21 protein-coding genes are annotated in these 17,424 nt (G+C 73.8%); 9 read left to right on the top strand and 12 right to left on the bottom strand.

The window, feature by feature from the left end:
• The first annotated feature begins 15 nt into the window (after positions 1–15).
• Both HPC71_RS00520 and HPC71_RS00515 read left to right on the top strand, forming a co-directional pair.
• Positions 16–993 (top strand): NAD(P)H-quinone oxidoreductase, encoded by a 978-nt coding sequence (locus HPC71_RS00520; protein WP_154615930.1) that lies wholly within the window; start codon positions 16–18, stop codon positions 991–993.
• Positions 994–1,031: 38 nt separating this feature from the next.
• Positions 1,032–1,652, top strand: coding sequence for a bacterial proteasome activator family protein (locus HPC71_RS00515; RefSeq protein WP_154615932.1), 621 nt, complete (start codon positions 1,032–1,034; stop codon positions 1,650–1,652).
• A 51-nt stretch (positions 1,653–1,703) separates the two neighbouring features.
• Here the strand turns inward: HPC71_RS00515 and HPC71_RS00510 are convergent, their stop codons facing one another.
• From HPC71_RS00510 to serS, 5 genes are read right to left on the bottom strand one after another with little or no spacing between them, the layout of a single operon-like run.
• Entirely contained in the window at positions 1,704–2,318 is a 615-nt protein-coding gene (locus HPC71_RS00510; RefSeq protein ID WP_154615934.1) for a hypothetical protein, read from the bottom strand.
• An 18-nt stretch (positions 2,319–2,336) separates the two neighbouring features.
• The gene (locus tag HPC71_RS00505; protein WP_171895934.1) at positions 2,337–3,131 is read right to left on the bottom strand and encodes an HAD family hydrolase; all 795 of its coding nucleotides are present in this window, start codon (positions 3,129–3,131) and stop codon (positions 2,337–2,339) included.
• Positions 3,132–3,138: 7 nt separating this feature from the next.
• Entirely contained in the window at positions 3,139–3,624 is a 486-nt protein-coding gene (locus HPC71_RS00500) for a GNAT family N-acetyltransferase (protein WP_154672500.1), read from the bottom strand.
• The gene (locus tag HPC71_RS00495) at positions 3,621–4,478 is read right to left on the bottom strand and encodes an HAD family hydrolase (protein WP_171895933.1); all 858 of its coding nucleotides are present in this window, start codon (positions 4,476–4,478) and stop codon (positions 3,621–3,623) included. The genes HPC71_RS00500 and HPC71_RS00495 overlap by 4 nt, the downstream gene beginning before the upstream one ends.
• A complete protein-coding gene (gene serS / locus HPC71_RS00490) occupies positions 4,475–5,752 on the bottom strand; it encodes a serine--tRNA ligase (RefSeq protein WP_154615936.1) in 1,278 nt (425 codons plus the stop codon). The genes HPC71_RS00495 and serS overlap by 4 nt, the downstream gene beginning before the upstream one ends.
• A gap of 79 nt (positions 5,753–5,831) precedes the next feature.
• Between serS and HPC71_RS00485 the strand changes: the two genes are divergently transcribed.
• Positions 5,832–7,409 (top strand): bifunctional phosphatase PAP2/diacylglycerol kinase family protein, encoded by a 1,578-nt coding sequence (locus HPC71_RS00485; protein ID WP_253943839.1) that lies wholly within the window; start codon positions 5,832–5,834, stop codon positions 7,407–7,409.
• Positions 7,410–7,458: 49 nt separating this feature from the next.
• Here HPC71_RS00485 and HPC71_RS00480 read toward each other — a convergent pair whose 3' ends face one another.
• Positions 7,459–7,857, bottom strand: a complete 399-nt coding sequence (locus HPC71_RS00480; protein WP_187811256.1) for a DUF4446 family protein — start codon at positions 7,855–7,857, stop codon at positions 7,459–7,461.
• A 23-nt stretch (positions 7,858–7,880) separates the two neighbouring features.
• Between HPC71_RS00480 and HPC71_RS00475 the strand changes: the two genes are divergently transcribed.
• The 4 genes from HPC71_RS00475 to HPC71_RS00460 all read left to right on the top strand — a co-directional run bounded on the left by HPC71_RS00475 (position 7,881) and on the right by HPC71_RS00460 (position 11,189).
• Complete coding sequence (locus HPC71_RS00475; RefSeq protein WP_171895932.1) at positions 7,881–8,735, top strand: prephenate dehydratase; 855 nt, start codon at positions 7,881–7,883, stop codon at positions 8,733–8,735.
• A 75-nt stretch (positions 8,736–8,810) separates the two neighbouring features.
• Positions 8,811–9,413 (top strand): TMEM165/GDT1 family protein, encoded by a 603-nt coding sequence (locus HPC71_RS00470; protein ID WP_154615942.1) that lies wholly within the window; start codon positions 8,811–8,813, stop codon positions 9,411–9,413.
• 28 nt (positions 9,414–9,441) lie between these two features.
• Positions 9,442–10,704, top strand: coding sequence for an arginine deiminase (locus HPC71_RS00465; protein ID WP_154615944.1), 1,263 nt, complete (start codon positions 9,442–9,444; stop codon positions 10,702–10,704).
• Between the two features lie 122 nt (positions 10,705–10,826).
• On the top strand, positions 10,827–11,189 hold the full coding sequence (locus tag HPC71_RS00460) for a Crp/Fnr family transcriptional regulator (RefSeq protein ID WP_154615946.1): 363 nt from the start codon (positions 10,827–10,829) through the stop codon (positions 11,187–11,189).
• Between the two features lie 25 nt (positions 11,190–11,214).
• On the opposite strand, the gene HPC71_RS00455 is transcribed toward HPC71_RS00460, so the two are convergent.
• From HPC71_RS00455 to HPC71_RS00440, 4 genes are read right to left on the bottom strand one after another with little or no spacing between them, the layout of a single operon-like run.
• Complete coding sequence (locus tag HPC71_RS00455; RefSeq protein WP_154615948.1) at positions 11,215–12,150, bottom strand: DUF5926 family protein; 936 nt, start codon at positions 12,148–12,150, stop codon at positions 11,215–11,217.
• Between the two features lie 10 nt (positions 12,151–12,160).
• Positions 12,161–12,967, bottom strand: a complete 807-nt coding sequence (locus tag HPC71_RS00450; RefSeq protein ID WP_171895931.1) for a glycerophosphodiester phosphodiesterase family protein — start codon at positions 12,965–12,967, stop codon at positions 12,161–12,163.
• Between the two features lie 23 nt (positions 12,968–12,990).
• Entirely contained in the window at positions 12,991–14,175 is a 1,185-nt protein-coding gene (locus HPC71_RS00445; protein ID WP_154615950.1) for an ATP-binding protein, read from the bottom strand.
• Positions 14,176–14,217: 42 nt separating this feature from the next.
• Positions 14,218–14,475: a hypothetical protein gene (locus tag HPC71_RS00440; RefSeq protein ID WP_154615952.1), complete on the bottom strand. Its 258-nt coding sequence runs from the start codon at positions 14,473–14,475 to the stop codon at positions 14,218–14,220.
• Between the two features lie 140 nt (positions 14,476–14,615).
• Here HPC71_RS00440 and HPC71_RS00435 point away from each other — a divergent pair, with 140 nt between their 5' ends.
• Positions 14,616–15,482 (top strand): Fpg/Nei family DNA glycosylase, encoded by an 867-nt coding sequence (locus HPC71_RS00435; protein ID WP_171895930.1) that lies wholly within the window; start codon positions 14,616–14,618, stop codon positions 15,480–15,482.
• Between the two features lie 62 nt (positions 15,483–15,544).
• Complete coding sequence (locus tag HPC71_RS00430; RefSeq protein WP_154615954.1) at positions 15,545–15,880, top strand: rhodanese-like domain-containing protein; 336 nt, start codon at positions 15,545–15,547, stop codon at positions 15,878–15,880.
• A gap of 132 nt (positions 15,881–16,012) precedes the next feature.
• On the opposite strand, the gene HPC71_RS00425 is transcribed toward HPC71_RS00430, so the two are convergent.
• Together HPC71_RS00425 and aat are read right to left on the bottom strand one after the other, a co-directional pair.
• Complete coding sequence (locus HPC71_RS00425; protein ID WP_154615956.1) at positions 16,013–16,543, bottom strand: hypothetical protein; 531 nt, start codon at positions 16,541–16,543, stop codon at positions 16,013–16,015.
• Between the two features lie 85 nt (positions 16,544–16,628).
• On the bottom strand, positions 16,629–17,402 hold the full coding sequence (aat, locus tag HPC71_RS00420) for a leucyl/phenylalanyl-tRNA--protein transferase (protein ID WP_171895929.1): 774 nt from the start codon (positions 17,400–17,402) through the stop codon (positions 16,629–16,631).
• Positions 17,403–17,424: the final 22 nt, after the last annotated feature.

Raw genomic sequence — 17,424 nt, 5'->3', positions numbered from 1 at the left:
TCCTAGGGTGGGCGCATGCGAGCCGTGATCGCCGACGGGGCCGGTGGGCCGGAGGTCCTCAGCGTGCAGGAGGTGCCGGACGTCGAGCCGGGGCCCGGGGAGGTGGCGATCGCCGTCGCGGCGACAGCGGTCAACCGGGCCGACCTGCTTCAGCGGCAGGGCTTCTACCCGCCTCCGAAGGGCGCCTCGGACGTCATCGGCCTGGAGTGCAGCGGCACGGTCGCGGCCCTCGGCGAGGGCGTCGAGGGCTGGGCGGTCGGCGACGAGGTGTGCGCGCTGCTCGCCGGCGGCGGCTACGCCTCGCGGGTCGTCGTGCCCGCCGGGCAGGTGATGCCGGTGCCGGACGGGATCGACCTGGTCACCGCCGCGGCCGTGCCGGAGGTCGCCTGCACCGTCTGGTCCAACCTGTTCATGGTCGCCGGGCTGCGCCCCGGGGAGAACCTGCTCGTGCACGGCGGCGCCGGCGGCATCGGGACCTTCGCGATCCAGCTCGCCGCGGCGACCGGCGCGCGGGTGATGACCACCAGCGGGACGGCCGAGAAGCTGGCGTACTGCCGCGAGCTGGGCGCGGACGTGACGATCAACTACCGCGACGAGGACTTCGTCGAGGCGGTGCGGGCCGCGACCGACGGGGCCGGCGCCGACGTGGTGCTCGACAACATGGGCGCGAAGTACCTCGGCCGCAACGTCGACGTCCTCGCCCCCGAGGGCCGGCTGGTCATCATCGGCATGCAGGGCGGGACCAAGGGCGAGCTCGACATCGCCAAGCTCCTCGGCAAGCGCGGCGCGGTCATCGCCACCTCGCTGCGCGGCCGACCGGTCGAGGGCAAGAGCGCGATCTGCGCCTCGGTCGTCGAGCACGTCTGGCCGCTGCTCGCCGAGGCGTCGGTGCGCCCGGTCGTGCACGGCACGATGCCGCTCGAGGACGTCGTGCGCGCGCACGAGCTGATGGAGTCCGGCGAGCACACCGGCAAGATCGTGCTGACCCTCTGAGCCCGCCGGGCTGGGTGGGAGGGACTATGTTCGAAGTCATGACCGGTCCTGCGGAGGAGCCCCAGCAGCACGTCGTCGTCGTCGGCCCCGACGGCCAGCCCCTGGGGTCCGTGCCCGTCTCGGCCCTCCAGGAGCAGGTGGGCGGCGCTCCCGAGCCTGCCGGTGAGGAGGACGAGGAGCAGCGCTCGGTCACCGAGCTGGTCGAGCAGCCGGCGAAGGTGATGCGGATCGGCGGGATGATCCGCCAGCTCCTCGACGAGGTGAAGGCCGCGCCCCTCGACGAGGCCAGCCGCAACCGGCTCAAGGACATCCACGCCGCCTCCATCAAGGAGCTCGAGGCCGGGCTCGCGCCCGAGCTGGTCGAGGAGCTGAGCCGGCTCGCGCTCCCCTTCACCGAGGACGCCACGCCGTCGGAGGGCGAGCTCCGGATCGCCCAGGCGCAGCTCGTCGGGTGGCTCGAGGGCCTCTTCCACGGGATCCAGACCGCGATCTACGCCCAGCAGGTCGCCGCCCGCGCGCAGTTCGAGCAGATCCGCCGCTCGCTCCCGCCCGGCGCCGTGCCCGGCGCCGCCGGCGCCATGCCCACGATGGGCCAGCAGCCGCGGCAGGACCCGGGCGGCGCGGCCGCGCCCGGCGAGTCCGGAGGCATGTACCTCTGACCCCCTCCCGTCGTACGACGGGAAGGGCCGGGCAGCTCCCGGCAGCAGGTCCTAGCGGCGCCCGAGGCGCCGGACCACGGCGAGCCCGAGCAGCCCGACGATCACCATCGCCAGCCCGGGGGCGGCGGTGCGGGTCAGCGGGGCCGGCTCGCTGTCGGCGACCCGGGTGAACGCGGCGGTCTCCGGCGCGGGCGCGACCGGCGTGGTGCCGGGGCCGAGCAGCCGGGTGACCTGGCCGACGATCTGGTCATCGGCCGGGGCGGTGCGGCCGGCGCCGTCGGCGCTCCAGCCGTTGGCGCGACGCTCGACGAAGAAGAGGTACGTGGTGCCGGTGGCCAGCTCACCGAGGCCCGCGACGCAGGACCGGCCGCCGGCGCCGGCGACGCGCTCGGTGCGGACCTCCACCTGCTCGGTCGACAGCCCGCCCTTCCAGACCCGCTCGACGGTGACCTGCTGTTCGTAGCGGGTGGTCGACCCCGACGAGCCGGCCCGCGCGGCGGACTCCACGGTGCCGAGGAAGACGGCGTCGGCCCGCCGGGTCGCGTCCTGGACGGTCACCGTCGGACAGGCGGGCGGGGCCGCCGGTGCGGCGACGGCCGGGGCGGCCACCGGCCCCGCGACGCACGCGGCGCCGAGCAGGGCGGTCGCCAGGGCACGTCGGAGCACGGGGAGCATCAGAACAGATCAGAGGTCGAAGACACCAGCCAGGACCCGCGCGACGCCGTCCTCGTCGTGGCCGGGCGCGACGTGCGAGGCGGTGGCGGTCACGGTGGGGTGCGCGTCGGCCATGGCGTACGCCGTCCCGGCCCAGGACAGCATCGGCAGGTCGTTGGGCATGTCGCCGAAGGCGATGACGTCCTCGGCGCCGACGCCGAGGTCGGTGCAGAGCAGCTCGAGGGTCGAGGCCTTGGTGACACCGGGTCCGCTGACCTCCAGCAGCGTGGTCGAGGAGGACCAGGTGAAGGTGAGCCGCCCGGCGTTGACCTCCTCGGCGCGGTCCCAGAAGTCCTGGGCCCCGAGCTCCTCGTGGCGAACCAGCAGCTTCAGCGGCGGCCGGGCGAGCAGGTCCTCGACCGGGCCGCGGCGCGAACCGAGCGGCATCGGGTAGCGCTCCATGAAGTGCGGCTCCAGGCCGATCCCGTCCAGGTCCTCCACGGCGTACGACGTGCCGGGCACGGCCGCGCGCAGGTCGCGGCAGACCTCGAGCGCGACGCCCGGCGGGATGGGTCGCTCGAGGTGGACGCTGCTGCGGGCGACGTCCCAGACCAGGGCGCCGTTGGAGACGATCGCCAGGCCGTGCTCCCCGACGTGCTCGAAGACCTCCTCGGCCCACCGCAGCGGGCGGCCGGTGACGAAGACGACCGGGACGCCGAGCGCCTCGACCTTCGCGAGCACCTCGGCGGTGTAGTCCGACACGGTGCCGTCGGAGCGGACCAGGGTGCCGTCGAGGTCGGTGGCGACCAGGCGGGGGCGCCTCACCTCGGCCTCACGTCGGCAACGGGCGGGCCATGACGAGCTCGCCCTCCTCGTTCGCGCCCCGCAGCTCGGTGAAGCCGCACTTCGCGAGCACCCGGATGCTCGCGGCGTTGGTGGGCTCGACGCTGGCGCGGACCCGCACCCCGTGCCGGTCGGCCTCGGCGAGCAGCCCCTGGAGCGCCTCGGTGGCGAACCCGTAGCCGCGGGCCTCGGGGACCAGCCCGTAGCCCACCTCGACCTCGGGCACGCCGTCGGCCGCCGGCTCGGGCGGGCCGAAGAACCCGATCGAACCGAGCGCGGTGACGCCGCGCACCACGTGCCGCGGGCCCCACGGGTCGCCGTCGCGCCAGATCGTGGTCGCGTCGAGGTCGTCGCGGCGGGGGTAGTCCGCGTGCCAGCCCGGACGGCGCTCGCCGGCGCGGAAGGCCGCGACGTCGTCGGCCGTCCACAGCGGCAGGCGCAGCCGCTCGGTGCTGAGCATCGCGGGGAGGGTCACGCGGGGAACCAGCGCGCGATCTCCTGCGCCGCGCCGTCCTCGCCGACCGTGGCGGTCACCGCGTCGGCGGCCGCGCGGACGACCTCGATGGCCTGCCCCATCGCCACCCCGCGGCCGGCCCACTCCAGCATCTCGATGTCGTTGCGGCCGTCGCCGATCGCCAGGACGTCGGCGGCGGTGCAGCCCAGCTCGGCGCAGACCCGCTCGAGGCCGGAGGCCTTGGAGACGCCGATGGGAGCGATGTCGAGCCAGGCGGTCCAGCCGACGATGTAGTTGGTGCCGTGCAGCCCGAGCTCCGCGGCGAGGGCGACGAACTCGTCGGCGGTCGCCTCGGGGTCGCGGATGATCACGCGGCTGACCGGGCCGGCGACGAGGTCCTCGAGGTCGGTGACGATCATGTCGCCGGACAGCTCGCCCTCGGGGAAGTGCGAGGTGACGCGGTAGCCCACGCCGCGCTCCTCGACGGCCACCAGCGCCTTCGGGTGCCGCTCGAGGACGGCCTTGACGGCCTCCCCGGCGTCGAAGGTCTCCTCGTGGACGACCTCCAACGGCGGGTAGCGGAAGACCACCGCGCCGTTCGAGGCGACGACCCACAGCGGGTCGTCGTCGACGTGCACGCCCGGGTGGAGGTCGAGCAGGTCGGCGATGGTCGTCATGCCGTGCGGGGAGCGACCCGAGGCGAGCACCACGTGGCCGCCGGCCTCGCGGACGCGGCGCACGGCGTCGTACACGGCGGGCGCGATCTCCTCGTGGGTGCTCCCGCCGCCCTCGACCCACTTCAGCAGGGTCCCGTCGATGTCGAGCGCGACGACCTTCGGCTGCCAGCCGTCGGTGCCCGGGGCCGGTGCGCTCACGGGGCCACCGGCTCGAGCACCTCGCGGCCGCCCATGTACGGCTGCAGCGCCTTCGGGACGCGCACCGACCCGTCGGCCTGCTGGTGGGTCTCGAGGATCGCCACGATTGTGCGCGGGATGGCGGTCAGCGTGCCGTTGAGCGTCGCGGCCGGCTTCACCTCGCCGTCCTGGCGGACCCGGATGTCGAGGCGGCGCGACTGGAACTCGGTGCAGTTCGAGGTCGAGGTGAGCTCGCGGTACCGGCCCTGCGTGGGGATCCAGGCCTCGCAGTCGAACTTGCGGATCGCGGAGAGCCCGAGGTCGCCGGTCGCCACGTCGATGACGCGGTAGGCCAGCTCGAGCTTGTCGAGGAACTCCTTCTCCCACCCGAGCAGCCGCTGGTGCTCGGCGTAGGACTCCTCGAGGGTCGAGTAGACGAACATCTCGACCTTGTCGAACCAGTGGACGCGGATGATCCCCTTGGTGTCCTTGCCGTGCGAGCCGGCCTCCTTGCGGAAGCAGGGGCTGAACGCGGCGTACCGCAGGGGCAGCGACGCGCCGTCGAGGATCTCGTCGGAGTGGTACGCCGCCATCGGCACCTCCGAGGTGCCGACCAGGTAGAGGTCCTCGCCCTCGATCCGGTAGACGTCGTCGGCGGCCTGGCCGAGGAAGCCGGTGCCCTCCATGGCCCGCGGGCGCACCAGCGAGGGCGCGACGACCTGGGTGAAGCCGGCCTCGCGGGCCTGCTCCATCGCGAGGTTGACCAGCGCCAGCTCCAGCTGCGCGCCGACGCCGGTGAGGAAGTAGAAGCGCGAGCCGGACACCTTGGCGCCCCGCTCGAGGTCGATCGCGCCGAGCATCCGGCCGAGCTCGATGTGGTCGCGCGGCTCGAAGCCCTCCGCGACGAAGTCCCGGGGCGTGCCGATCTCCTCGAGGACCACGAAGTCGTCCTCGCCGCCCTCGGGGGCCTCCGGCGCGGCGAGGTTCGGCAGCGACATCAGCGCCGCCTGCCACTCCTCCTCGGCAGCGGCCTGGGCGGCCTCGGCCTGCTTGACCTCGGCGGCCAGCGCCTTGGTGCGAGCCAGCAGGTCGGCCTTCTCCTCGCCCTGGGCCTTGGCGACCTGCTTGCCGAGCTGCTTCTGCTCGGCGCGGCGGGACTCGAAGGTGCCGATCGCGGCGCGGCGGGCGGCGTCGGCGGAGAGCGCGCGGTCGACCACCTCGTCGGACAGCCCGCGCTTGGCCTGGGCGGCGCGCACGCGGTCGGGGTCGTCGCGGAGGATGCGGGGGTCGATCATGTCGGCAAGGCTAGCCGCCGGGCTCGGGGCGCCTCACGCGAGTTCCGGGCACGTGCTACCGGCGGGTCATACTGTCGAGGTGCTGGACCGCCCCCGCGTCGCCCCCCTGACCTGGGCCGCCGCCTTCTTCGTGCTCCTGGCGCTGCTCGGCATCGGGGTCGTGCAGGGCTGGGGCCCGCTCGCCGCCTTCGACGAGCGCGGCGACCCCGCCCAGCAGTGGGCGGTCGACGTCGACTGGCTGTCCGGCCCGCTGCGCTGGATCGAGGTCGCGTTCTCGACGATCGGGATGACGATCCTGACGATCGTGGTCGCGGCGGCGATGTTCTCCAAGAAGCACGTCCGCGCGGCGGCGTACGTCGTGGCCGTCATGGTCGCCACGTCGTTGGCGACCACCGGGATCAAGCTGTGGACCGCCCGGGACCGGCCGGAGTGGCAGCTGGGCGAGGCGCTGCTGAGCACCAAGTCCTTCCCCTCCGGCCACGCGTCCTCGGTGGCGGCCTTCGGCGGCGTGCTCGTCGTGCTGGTCGCGATGCTGGTGCGCCGCTCGAGCGCCCGCCGGCCGGCGTACGTCGGCATCGTGGTGCTGGTCGTCGTGGTCTGCCTGGACCGGGTGCTGCTGGGCCGGCACTTCCCCTCCGACGTGATCGGCGGGGTGCTGCTCGGCGCCGGCATGGTGCTGCTCGGGCTCGCGGTGCTCAACCCGCTGCCGCGCAGCATCGCGGGCCGCTCCGAGCCGCTGCCCGAGGTCTTCGAGTCCCAGCACCGGCTCGCGGTCGTGGTCAACCCGATCAAGGTCGAGGACCTCGACGACTTCCGCGCCACGGTCACCGCGATGGCCCGCGACGCCGGCTGGTCCGAGCCGCGGTGGCACTACACGACCGTCGAGGACCCCGGCGGCGGGATGGCCGAGCAGGCCGCGGTCGAGGGGTCCGACCTGGTCCTCGTCTGCGGCGGCGACGGCACGGTGCGCGAGGTGTGCGCCGAGCTCGCCGGCACCGGCATCCCCGTCGGCATCATCCCGGCCGGCACCGGCAACCTGCTGGCCCGCAACCTCGGCATCCCGCTCTACCTCCGCTCGGCCATCGACATCGGGCTCAACGGGCAGGACCGTGCGATCGACCTGGTGCGCGTCGAGGGCGACGGCGTGGAGCCGGACACCCACTTCATGGTGATGGCCGGCATGGGCTTCGACGCCGCGATCATGGAGGGCGTCAACGAGGAGCTGAAGAAGAAGGTCGGCTGGGTCGCCTACGTCGTCTCCGGGCTGAAGTCGCTGATGTTCCCGGCCGTGAAGGTGGAGATCTCCGTCGACGGCGGCGAGTTCACCAAGCACCGCGCCCGCACCGTGGTGGTCGGCAACGTCGGGTTCCTCCAGGCCGGCATGCCGCTGCTGCCCGACGCCGCCATCGACGACGGCCAGCTCGACGTGGTGATCCTGCACCCGGGCAACTTCTTCGCCTGGGTCCCGCTCGCCTGGCGGGTCATGCTCAAGCGGCCGCACACCGACGAGCTCGTCGACCGCAAGACCGGCGCCTCGGTCGTGGTGCGCGCCGAGAAGGACACCCCGCGCCAGCTCGACGGCGACTCCATCGGCCCCGGCCGCGAGCTGAGCATGGAGTGCATCCACGGACGCCTGCTCGTGCGCGTCCCCCGCTGACCGCTGCTCGGCAGCCGGTCAGGGCTGGTCAGGGCTGGTCAGGGGCTGCTCAGGGGCGGGCGGCGGAGATCGCCTCCTCCTCCTCGGGGGAGAGCTGCTGCTCGCAGGTCCAGCCCGCGACCGTCTTGGCGTAGGTGCGCGAGTCGCTGCGGCCGTGGATCGAGGTGAGCACCACGCCGTTGCCGCCGTCGTCGACCAGCGCCAGCGACCAGGACAGGTGCCCGCCCATGTCGCCGAACGCGTCGTACCGCACGACCGCGAGGTGCCGCAGCGCGTCGCGGGTCTCGGCGCGCAGCGCGGCGACCTCCTGACGCAGGCCGTGCACGTCCTCGGGGAGCGCGTCGACCGGCGCGGTCCGAGGACCGGAGGCCGTACGCCGCAGCGCGAGGACCGCGAAGGCCACGGCGAGGAGGGCGACCAGCAGGGAGAGCACCACGAGGACGACCACGGCGCCGACCCTAGACTGCGGCCGTGCCCGACGCCCGACGCATCGCCTACCAGGGCGAACCAGGAGCCAACTCCCACATCGTGTGCGCCCAGCACTACCCCGACTGGGAGGCCGTGCCATGCGCGTCCTTCGAGGACGTCTTCGCCGCCGTCGAGCCCGGCCCCGGGATCGAACCCAGCGCCGACCTGGCGATGATCCCGATCGACAACTCCATCGCCGGCCGGGTGGCCGACATCCACCACTTCCTGCCCGGCTCGGGCCTGCACATCATCGGCGAGCACTTCCTGCGCATCCGGTTCCACCTGATGGGGGTGCCGGGCGCCTCGCTGGACACGATCCGGACCGTCCACAGCCACGTCCACGCGCTCGGCCAGTGCCGCAAGATCATCCGCGAGCACGGGCTGACCCCCGTCATCTCCGGCGACACCGCCGGCGCCGCGCGCGAGGTGGCCGAGGCCGCCGACCCGACCCAGGCGGCGATCTCCCCGCCGCTGGCCGCCGAGATCTACGGGCTGGAGGTGCTGGCCGAGGACGTCGAGGACGAGGACCACAACACCACCCGCTTCGTCGTGCTCTCCCCCGAGCTCATCCAGGCCGAGCGCGGGGCCGGCCCGGTGGTCACCAGCTTCATCTTCAACGTCCGCAACCTGCCCGCCGCGCTCTACAAGGCGCTCGGCGGGTTCGCGACCAACGGCGTGAACCTGACCAAGCTGGAGAGCTACATGGTCGGCGGGGAGTTCACCGCCACCCAGTTCCTCTGCGAGGTCGACGGCCACCCCGAGGACCCCGCCCTGGCCCGCGCCCTGGAGGAGCTGGCCTTCTTCACCACCGACATCAAGGTGCTCGGCGTCTACCCCGCCGACCCGTTCCGCGCCTGAGGTACCCGCTGCGCGAGCGGCGGGCCGGCGACCTACGCTTCACCGTCGCCCCCTCCCGCGAGAAAGCAGCACCCCATGGACCTCGCCGTCGCGGCGATCGCCTTCGGCACGATCTTCCTCGTCGAGCTGCCGGACAAGACCTTCCTGGCCACGCTCGTCCTCTCCACCCGCTACCGCCCGCTGCTGGTGTGGCTCGGGGTCGGCCTGGCCTTCGCGGTGCAGACCACGATCGCGGTGCTGCTGGGCCACGCGGCCTCCTTCCTGCCCGAGGAGGTCGTCAAGATCGCGGCGGCCGTGCTGTTCCTCATCGGCGCGTTCGTGCTGCTGCGCGAGGCGCGCGCCCACCAGCGTGACGCGGCGGCCGACGAGGGCCAGGAGTTCGCCGAGAAGGCGAAGCCGGCCACCGGCTGGCGGGCGGTGCTCGCCTCGTTCCTGGTGCTGCTGGCCGCGGAGTGGGGCGACCTGAGCCAGCTGCTCACCATCTCGCTGGTGGCGCGGTACGACGCGCCGTTCGAGGTCTTCCTCGGCGCGCTCGGCGCGCTGCTCGCCGTGAGCGGCCTGGCCGTGCTCGCCGGCCGCACCCTGATGCGCTGGCTGCCGATGCACGTGCTCTTCTACGCCGGCGCCGCGGTGTGCCTGGTCCTGGAGGCGTTCCTGATCTGGGAGCTGCTCGGCTGACCACCGCCGGCCCCCTACAGTCCTGGACATGACCGCGCCCGAGAGCACCCCCGGCCCCCACGGCGCGGACAGCGAGGTCGGCCGGCTGCGGACCGTCGTCCTGCACCGACCCGGGCCCGAGCTCAAGCGGCTGACCCCGCGCAACAACGACAAGCTGCTCTTCGACGGGATCCCGTGGGTCGCCCGCGCCCAGGAGGAGCACGACGCCTTCGCCGAGGCGCTGCGGGCGCGCGAGGTCGAGGTGCTCTACCTGACCGAGCTGCTGACCGAGACCCTCGAGCTGGAGTCGGCCCGCCACCACGCCATCACCGCGGCGCTGTCCGGGCTGCACCTCGGCGACACGATGCGGGCCTACCTGGCGCGGTTCCTCCGCGAGGCCTCGCCCGCCGAGCTGACCGAGTACCTCACCGCCGGCATCCGCAACGACGAGGTCCGCGGCGGCTTCGGGCTGGTCACCTCGCTGCTGGCCAGCGACGACTTCCTCGTCGACCCGCTCCCCAACCTGCTGTTCACCCGCGACTCCAGCGTGTGGGTGCGCGACCGGGTCGCGGTCACCTCGCTCTCGATGCCGGCTCGCAAGCGCGAGACCCAGCTGACCGAGCTGATCTACACCGAGCACCCCCGCTTCCGCGGCACCGGCCGCATCCACGGCTGGCACAGCGAGTACGTCGAGGGCGGCGACGTGCTGCTGCTCGCGCCGGGCGTCATCGCGGTCGGCGTCGGCGAGCGGACCACCCCGGCCGGCGTCGAGCGGCTGGCCCGGCAGGTCTTCCAGGCCGACCTCGCCCACACGGTGCTGGCCGTCCCGATCGCCCAGGAGCGGGCGACCATGCACCTCGACACGGTCTGCACGATGGTCGACGTCGACAAGATCGTGATGTACCCGAACGTCGCCGACTCCCTCCGGGCCCACGCCGTCACGCTGGCCGACCCGGCCGGCGGCGTACCCGCCTCGGAGCGGGCGGAGGCCGGCGAGCTGACCCTGCACGTCGCCGAGGCCGAGCCGTTCCTGGTCGCGGCCGCGAAGGCGATGGGGATCGACACGCTGCACCAGATCGACACCGGCCTGGACCCGGTGACCGCCGAGCGGGAGCAGTGGGACGACGGCAACAACACCCTGGCGCTGGCGCCGCGGGTGGCGGTGGCCTACGAGCGCAACGTCGAGACCAACGACCGGCTCGAGGCCGCCGGCATCGAGGTCGTCCGGATCGCGGGCTCCGAGCTCGGCTCGGGCCGGGGCGGGCCGCGCTGCATGAGCTGCCCGGTCACCCGGGACCCGCTGCCCGCCTGACCGGGGCGCCGCAGGGCGGGGTGGTGTGGTGCCCGTCTCCTTCCCACCTCGGTGGTGGTCTGCGAGGATCTGGCGCGGGGAGGGTCCGCTGTCGCACCGTTCGCGGTGAGGAAGGAACGCACATGAGCGTCTCGTTCTTCGAGAACTTCACCCCGCAGGAGGTCGCCCGGATCAGTGCCGCCGGCACCCGGGTCCACCTGCCCGAGGGGTGGTCGCCCATCTCGGAGCGGACCCCCGCCGACAAGGCCTACATCCTGCTCGACGGCCGCGTGTCGGTCCGCCGGGGCAAGGAGGAGATCGCCCAGCTCGGCCCGGGCGACATCATGGGCGAGAAGGCGATCGTCGGGCACTCGCTGCGGACCGCGTCGATCGTGGCGCTGACCCCGCTCGACCTCATCCACCTCACGTCCGAGGCGGTCGAGCGGCTGTGCGAGGAGATGCCGTCGTTCCGCGAGGCGCTGAACGCCGTGGTCGAGTCGCGCTAGTCGTGACCCGTGCCAGGCGGCGGGGTCAGCGGATGGTGACCTGACGCCCCGCCAGGCCCGACCGCGCCGCGCGCTGCTCGGAGGTCAGGTCGGAGGTGTCGGCCAGCGCCTCGGCGAGGTCCTGGGCGAACCGGTCGGCCGGCTCCTCGAGCACCTCGGCGCCGGTGCCGAGCGGCAGGTCCCAGACCGGCGCGAGCAGGCCGTGGGCGCGGAACATGCCCACGAAGCGGGAGTCGGGCACGAGCACGTCGCGGCCGGCCACGTGCAGCCGGGCCAGCGCGGTGAGCAGGTCGTCCTCGGGCTCGGGCATGACCCAGCGCAGGTGCTCCTTGGTGCCGACGTTGGTCCAGTACGCCGCCTCGACGCTGGTCAGCCGGGCGGTCGGGGTGGCCGCGCTGTTGGCCTGCTCGAGCGCGGCCTCCATCCCGGTGGTGTCCTCGAGGTCGGCGATCCAGAACTCGAAGCCGTCGTGCACGGTCACCTCAAGCTTGTCGCCGGTGATCAGGTCCTGCAGGCGGGGGCCCTCCGCGGGGGGCTCGACGAGGCCGACGATCCCGGGCTTCTCGGCGGCGAGCGCCTCCTGGAGCGCGGCGGCGAGGTCGCGGGAGGGGTCGCCGAAGGAGTGCTGGACCTGCAGCCCGAGCCAGGTCTGGCCGCTCTCGCGGGCCATCGCGGGCGCGGCCATCGGCAGCAGCGAGGCGAGCAGCACGGGGCGCTCGGGGTCGTCCTTGAGGGTCAGCGGGGCGGTCGCGGCCGGCACCAGCTCGCGCATCGCGACGATGTCGCACTCCGAGGGCAGGCCCTCGAAGGGACGCGCGACGTAGGGCGCGGCGCCGCCGGGCGCACCGTGGCAGGCCTTGTACCGCTTGCCCGACCCGCAGGGGCAGGGCTGGCGCGGGCCGACCTCGCCCTCGGCGAGCGGCTGCGCGGTACGGGACTTGGTGCGGGACTTCTTCGCCATGCCTCGAAGACTAGGCGCCGAGCTCCTCGAGGATGAACGCCGGGCGGTCGGTGATGACCGCACGGACGCCGAGCTCGAGGCACAGGTCGAGGTGCTCGCGGGTGTTCACGGTCCACACGTGCATGCCGTGGCCAGCCCGGGTGATCCGCGGGCCGAGCCACGGGTGGTCGGCCAGCTCCTCGACGCCGGGCCCGACCAGCCAGTCGCGACCGATCACCCGGCGCAGGGCGGGCCAGTACTGCGCGCGCTCCATCAGCATCACCCGCGGGACCTCGGGGGCGAGCCGCTCGATGCGCTGGAGCGCGGTGAAGCTGAAGCTCATCACCCGGGCCGGCGTGCCGGCGCGGTGCCAGCCGAAGTCGCGCAGCACCTCCACGACCCGCTTCTCGACCAGGCCGCTGTACCGGGTCGGGTGCTTGGTCTCGATCGCCACCTCGATCCGGCGGTCGTAGTCGGCGGCCACCTCGCACAGCTTGCGCAGCGTCAGCACGCGGTGGTGCTCCTCGTCGCGCTCGGGCGCCTCGTCGTCGAGGTCGGCCCAGGGGTTCTTCCACGAGGCGAAGTCCAGCTCGGCCAGCTCCGCGAGCTCCATGGTGGACACGAGCCCCCGCCGGCTCGCGGTGCGGCGGACGTTCCGGTCGTGCACGCAGACCAGGTGGCCGTCGGCGGTCAGCCGGACGTCGCACTCCAGCGCGTCGGCGCCGGCGTCGAGCGCGGCGACGTACGCCCCGAGCGTGTGCTCGGCGCGCTCGTCGCTGGCCCCACGGTGGGCGACGACCTGGGGACGGCTCGCCGCGCTGGCGGGGTCGGGAGGCACGGGGACATGCTCCACCACGGGGGTCAGCGAGCGCGAAGGAACCTGCCGAAGTGCGGGACGGTGAAGGCCACCGAGCCGCGTTCGCCCGAGTAGACCAGGCCCTTCTTGATCAGGCCGTCGCGCGCCGGGGAGAGCGACTGCGGCTTGCGGTCGAGGTGCCGGGCGACCTCCGCGGTGGCGACCGGCCCGTCGCCGTCGGCGCCGAGGTCGGCCATCGCGGTCATGTAGTCGCGCTCGGCCGGGGTGGCCCGCTCGTAGCGGGCGCCGAAGAACCCGATCGCGAGCTCGGCCTCCGCCAGCGGTGCGGCCTCGGCGACGTCGGCGACCGTGATCGGCGAGCCGACGGCGGCGTCCCAGACGACCTTGCCGTAGGCCTGCACGAAGTAGGGGTAGCCGTCGGTGAGCCGGTAGAGCTCGTCGAGCGCGCCGGGCTCGAAGTCGACGCCCTCCTCCGCGGCCGGGACCCGCCAGGCCCGGTCGGCCATCTCGCGCGGCAGCCGGTCGACGGAGACGTAGCGGAAGAGCCGCTCGGCGTAGGACTTCGAGGCCGCGAGCGCGACCGGGAGGTGCGGCAGGCCGGCGCCGACGACGACCAGCGGCGCGCCCTGCTGGCTGATCTCGTGGCAGGCCCCGCACAGCGCCGCGAGCTCGGAGGGCTCGATGTCCTGCATCTCGTCGACGAACAGCCCGATCCCGACGCCGAGGTCGCGGGCCAGGCTCGCCACGTCGGTGAACAGCTCGAGCAGGTCGAGCTCGAGGTCACCGGAGTCCGCGCGCCCCTTGGTCGCCGGGACGTCCAGCGGCGGGACCCAGCCGAGCCCCTTGCGGTCGGTCAGGGTCGTCCGCAGCGCGTAGGACTTGAGCACGCCGGCGACCTCGTCGACCCGGTCGGGGTCGCGGTGCCGGTGCGCCACCTCGCGGACGGCCGCGTGGACGGCCTGCGCGACCGGGACCCGCAGGCTCCGCTCGGGGCGGGCCTCGATCTTCCCGGTCCCCCAGGCCCGGCGCACGGCCTGGCCACGCAGGGCGTTGAGCAGGACCGTCTTGCCGACCCCGCGCAGGCCGGAGAGCACCATGCTCCGCTCCGGCCGACCCGCCGCCACCCGCTCGAGGGTGATCTCGAACTGCTCGAGCTCGCGGTCGCGGCCGGCGAGCTCGGGCGGGCGCTGCCCGGCGCCGGGGGCGTACGGGTTGCGGATCGGGTCCATGCCGCGACCGTATCGGCGATATCTGCCCGTCTAGTGCATTCGCTAGACGCGTGTCGACGGAGGTAGCGCTCCCCCGACCGCCAGGTCGTACTGCTCGTCGAGCCCGCCGCGCAGCACGTCGATCAGGGCCGGGACCTCCTCGACGGTGAGCCGGAAGGAGCCGGCGCAGGTGTCGTCGCGCCACAGCGAGAGCACGACCAGCCCGGACTCGTGGTGCCAGGAGACCCGCAGCGCGCGGGCGCCGCCCCGGGCGTCGAGGTGGATCGAGCCCGAGACCGGGAGCGGTCGCGCGGCGGTCATCGGCCCATCGTGCACCCGCGGGGGCGGCTTGTCACCGGGGTCGCCCCACGGGGGTGCGGGGAGCACCGCGAGAAGTACGACGCCTGAACCCGCCCACGTTCTCGGGCACGGGGCCTGGACGCGCTGCCTAGACTCGCGACGTGCCCGAGCTGCCCGAGGTGGAAGCGCTGGCCCTCGACCTCAAGGGCCGGCTCGACGGGCGCGCGATCGTGGCGGTCCACGTCGCGGCGTTCAGCGCGCTGAAGACCTTCGACCCGCCGCTCTCGGCGCTCGAGGGGACCCTCGTGGACGACGTGACGCGGCACGGGAAGTTCCTCGACCTCGACTGCTCCGGCACGCACCTGGTGCTCCACCTCGCGCGCGCCGGCTGGGTCCGGTGGCGCGAGGAGGTGCCGGCGATCCCGCCGAAGCCGAGCAGCAAGTCGACGCTCGCGGTCCGGATCGTGCTCGACGACGGCTCGGGGCTCGACGTCACCGAGGCCGGCACCCGCAAGAGCCTGGCGATGTACGTCGTCCGCGACCCGCTCGACGTACCCGGCATCGCCTCGCTCGGGCCCGACCCGCTCACCGACGACTTCACCGTCGAGCGGCTCGGCGAGATCCTCCAGCGCGAGGGGCGCAAGCAGATCAAGGGCGTGCTGCGCCACCAGGGGACGATCGCCGGCATCGGCAACGCCTACTCCGACGAGATCCTGCACGCGGCGCGGATGTCGCCGTACAAGCCGGCGAGCTCGATCGAGGGCGACGAGCTCCAGACCCTGTACGACGCGTTGCGGACCACCGTCGGCGACGCGGTCGAGCGCTCGCGGGGCCTGGCGGCCAGCGAGCTGAAGGGCGAGAAGAAGTCGCACCTGGCCGTCCACGGCCGCACCGGCCAGCCGTGCCCGGTCTGCGGCGACGTGGTCCGCGAGGTGTCCTTCGCCGACTCCAGCCTGCAGTACTGCCCGACCTGCCAGACCGGCGGCAAGCCGCTCGCCGACCGGCGGATGTCGAAGCTGCTGAAGTAGCGGCGGCCAGTGGCCGGCGGCCGCCCTGCCGGGCCGGCCCGTCCGCCGGTCACACTGGAGCCATGAACCCGATCCCGACCGTGTCGATCGACGGCGTACCGCAGCCCCTGCCGGAGGGCGTGAGCGTGCTCGACGTGCGCGAGCCGGTCGAGTGGGAGCACGGGCACATCGAGGGCGCGGTGCACATCCCGCTGATGGAGCTGCCCCAGCGCCGCGCCGAGGTGCCGGAGGGCCAGGTCCTGGTGGTGTGCCGGGTGGGCGGCCGATCCGCGCAGGCGGTCGGCTACCTCGTCCAGCAGGGCCACGACGTGGTGAACCTCGACGGCGGGATGCTCGACTGGGCGGCGGCCGGCCGGCCGATGGTCAGCGAGAACGGCCGGCCGCCCCAGGTCGCCTGAGGTCGTCTCAGGTCGTCCGCAGGCCCGCGGGCCGCGGACTTATCAGGGGAGTCCTGCACATATCGGGGCAAATCTGCCGTGGTGTGTGCAGGGGTCCCCGGTTAACCGGGGACTCCTGCACCAGCCCGACGATCAGGGAGCCGGCGACTCCGTCGAGCTCTCCTGGCCCTCGGGAACCTCCGGGGTCTCCGCGCTCTCCCCGTCACCCGGCATGCCCGGCATGGCGTTCGCGCAGTTCTCCGAGATCCAGGTGTTGAGCGCCGTGGCGTCCTCCTGCTCGCTCTCGGAGTAGTCCTGGCTGTCCTGGAGGTCCTCGAGGTCGCTGACGTCCTCGATGCTGGAGGCCTCGTCGAGCACGAGCTCGAAGCCGCGGCGGGCGTCCTCGGGCAGCTCCTCGGGGGTGCCGACCTCGCGCATCTGGTCGCTCCAGTCCTGGAGCGCCTCGACGGCTGCCTTCTCCTGCTCCTCCTGGCTGGCGTCCGTCGGCGCGGAGAGCAGCGAGTCGAAGATGCTGCTGTAGGCCTCGCAGAACTGCTCGGGGGTGGCGTCGTCGGGGGCCGAGCTGGCGTCGTCGTCACCCCCGCACGCGGCGGCGAACGGGGCGACCAGCAGCAGCGAGGAGGTCGCGGCGGCGCGGCGCAGGGTGAGCGTGGAGAGAAGCATCGGTGTCCTCAGGGTTCGGTGTCTGGTGCGGCGGCGGGCCGGTCGGCCTGACGGCGCTGGCTCACCCTGCCCAGCCTGGCACGCTTCACTCCTCGCCGATCGCCCGCCCCGGGTCGGCGCCCGGGTCGGCGCCCGGGACCGCGCCCGGGACCGCGCCCCGGGCCAGGCCCGCCGGCAGCGGCAGGCGCAGGGCGCGGCGCAGCCGGGCCAGGTACGTCGCCCGGGGCACCTCGACCACGCCGAGGGAGGCCAGGTGCGGGGTCGACCACTGCACGTCGAGCAGCCGGTCGGCGGCGTGGTCGTCGCGGAGCCGCTCGACCAGCCCGACGAGCGCGACCTTGGAGGCGTCCCGCGCCCGGTGGAACATCGACTCCCCCGCGAACAGCCCGCCGATCGCGACGCCGTACAACCCGCCGAGCAGCTCGCCGTCGCGCCACGCCTCGACCGAGTGCGCCCAGCCGAGCTCGTGCAGGCGCAGGTACGCCGCCCGGATGTCGGCATCGATCCAGCCCTGCGGCCGGGTGGGATCGCCGCAGGCGTCGACGACCTCGGCGAAGGCGGTGTCGACCCGGATCTCGTAGTCGCGGCAGGCCCGGCGCAGCGACCGGGAGACCACGAGCCCGTCGAGCGGCAGCACCCCGCGGTGCACCGGGCTGAACCAGTACACCGGGTCCCCGGGCGTGCCCGAGGGCATGGGGAACAGCCCGTTCCGGTAGGCCGAGAGCAGCGTCCCGGGCGCGAGGTCGGCGCCGATCGCGACCAGGTCGTCGTCGGCGTCGTACAGCGCCGGGTCGCCGAACGCCCAGGCGGAGGGCGGGGGCTCGACGGGCTCGACGGGCGGGCGTGCGGGCTCGGGCACGCGCCGACGTTAGCGACCCCTC

This window comes from Nocardioides marmotae, assembly GCF_013177455.1.
Classification (GTDB): domain Bacteria; phylum Actinomycetota; class Actinomycetes; order Propionibacteriales; family Nocardioidaceae; genus Nocardioides; species Nocardioides marmotae.
Note: the sequence above shows the minus strand (reverse complement) of the source record. Positions and strands in the feature narration are given on the sequence as shown.

Excerpts from the sequence above, each read along its gene's own strand:
- HPC71_RS00520 (WP_154615930.1), top strand. The coding sequence starts at position 16 with ATGCGAGCCGTGATCGCCGACGGGGCCGGTGGGCCGGAGGTCCTCAGC.
- HPC71_RS00515 (WP_154615932.1), top strand. The coding sequence starts at position 1,032 with ATGACCGGTCCTGCGGAGGAGCCCCAGCAGCACGTCGTCGTCGTCGGC.
- serS (WP_154615936.1), bottom strand. The coding sequence starts at position 5,752 with ATGATCGACCCCCGCATCCTCCGCGACGACCCCGACCGCGTGCGCGCC.
- HPC71_RS00470 (WP_154615942.1), top strand. The coding sequence starts at position 8,811 with ATGGACCTCGCCGTCGCGGCGATCGCCTTCGGCACGATCTTCCTCGTC.
- HPC71_RS00465 (WP_154615944.1), top strand. The coding sequence starts at position 9,442 with ATGACCGCGCCCGAGAGCACCCCCGGCCCCCACGGCGCGGACAGCGAG.
- HPC71_RS00460 (WP_154615946.1), top strand. The coding sequence starts at position 10,827 with ATGAGCGTCTCGTTCTTCGAGAACTTCACCCCGCAGGAGGTCGCCCGG.
- HPC71_RS00455 (WP_154615948.1), bottom strand. The coding sequence starts at position 12,150 with ATGGCGAAGAAGTCCCGCACCAAGTCCCGTACCGCGCAGCCGCTCGCC.
- HPC71_RS00445 (WP_154615950.1), bottom strand. The coding sequence starts at position 14,175 with ATGGACCCGATCCGCAACCCGTACGCCCCCGGCGCCGGGCAGCGCCCG.
- HPC71_RS00440 (WP_154615952.1), bottom strand. The coding sequence starts at position 14,475 with ATGACCGCCGCGCGACCGCTCCCGGTCTCGGGCTCGATCCACCTCGAC.
- HPC71_RS00430 (WP_154615954.1), top strand. The coding sequence starts at position 15,545 with ATGAACCCGATCCCGACCGTGTCGATCGACGGCGTACCGCAGCCCCTG.
- HPC71_RS00425 (WP_154615956.1), bottom strand. The coding sequence starts at position 16,543 with ATGCTTCTCTCCACGCTCACCCTGCGCCGCGCCGCCGCGACCTCCTCG.